The organism is Vibrio sp. 10N.222.55.C6, from assembly GCF_041473395.1.
GTDB classification, from domain to species: domain Bacteria; phylum Pseudomonadota; class Gammaproteobacteria; order Enterobacterales; family Vibrionaceae; genus Vibrio; species Vibrio crassostreae_C.
On record NZ_JBFRSD010000507.1, the window covers coordinates 1 to 921 of the forward strand.

Sequence of the window (921 nt, forward strand, 5' to 3'; positions counted from 1 at the left end):
GAGTAGAACGAAACACTGTAAACTCCTATAAAATATGTGTTTATATCATAAATAACATAGTTAGTATTTATTTAACCATCACTTAACGGCTATTCACTTATACTATATATAAAAGAACATCATTGTCACTATGCTCGGATCCGAGCTGCTATTAAAAGGGTTGAATCTTGTATTTAATCTAGTCTTCAAAACCAGAATGGAGAAACATACAATGATTAAAACTGAAACCGTTTCTAAGCTTTCGCTGACTCCTAACTATGCAGCCAACGATAACTTTTTTTCAGACTTTGATTTAGAACGAAAATTTGTAGTTAGTTCTGAGCGAGCGGTGAGCATTTTCGATAAAGGACTCGTTGATTTACCACCGTTAGTTACGGCTACCACCCAAACATTCAATCCAAAATCTTTGCCGCACAATCGTGAACTGTTTAGTCAGTTTGAAGATGTTTCAAAACGCGTGAATAAACTGATCCCAGAATTAAAACCACTTTCTAAAGCACTTTGTCATCAAGTGTTAGTAGAATATGTTTACTCTCTCGATTGCGCATCCGATTTTGAGTTAAGCCAAATGAGCAACTATCTATTGTGTGCGAACAACTTATCCGATGAGTTTTTTATAAAGCACTTTAAAGCAGCCTATGTGAATATTCTGTTCCAGAACGATTATTCTAATTTTACCTAAACTATGCATCCATGATGTTATAAAGGCGAAAATAGTAACATTTACTTTCGCCTTTATAACTACAACTTACATTTAATAAAAACCACTATCTTATTTCGACTATTCTGAATATCTAAATAACATTCACTTTTTAAATAATAGCTCAGCATTTATCGAACAGTACAATCTAGAAATATTGTAAACGCCCCATGAACCTACCAGGGCAGGAGCATACTTTGCTCAGTTATTAACCAAAGAAA

1 protein-coding gene is annotated in these 921 nt (G+C 33.9%); it reads left to right on the forward strand.

All coding sequences use genetic code 11. From position 1 onward, the window contains the following. The first annotated feature begins 211 nt into the window (after positions 1 to 211). Positions 212 to 682, forward strand: a complete 471-nt coding sequence (locus tag AB4486_RS24825) for a hypothetical protein (protein WP_372119353.1) — start codon at positions 212 to 214, stop codon at positions 680 to 682. Positions 683 to 921 lie beyond the last annotated feature (239 nt).